The sequence below is a fragment of the Gilvimarinus sp. 1_MG-2023 genome (assembly GCF_030548285.1).
This window is the reverse complement of record NZ_JAUOSC010001166.1, coordinates 1-262: the sequence shown is the minus strand read 5'-3', so window position 1 is coordinate 262 and position 262 is coordinate 1. Positions and strand designations below refer to the sequence as shown.

General features: G+C 57.3%; 1 protein-coding gene. It reads left to right on the top strand.

The window, feature by feature from the left end; genetic code table 11:
* A partial coding sequence (locus Q4563_RS20530) for a TrmO family methyltransferase domain-containing protein (protein WP_336623069.1) occupies nt 1-262 on the top strand: 262 nt, incomplete at both ends.

The following is a 262-nucleotide window of genomic DNA, read 5'->3' as shown; positions in this document are numbered from 1 at the left end:
CTGATATTTTGCTCCGCAAGGGGCCGCTGCAGCCGAGACATCACAGCACCATGTATTCTTTATCACCCGTTGCCATTGCCCATACGCCATTCCGTGAAAAATTTGCCATCCCGAGGCAGCCCATGCTGGCACCGGCTGCCCGGGGAGAAATCACCCTGCTGCCACCATTTGATGATCCGCTGGCATTCGATGGCCTTGAGCAGGTCAGTCATGTCTGGCTGATCTTCCTGTTCCACCAGGCCATGGCAGCACCGGGCAGTAC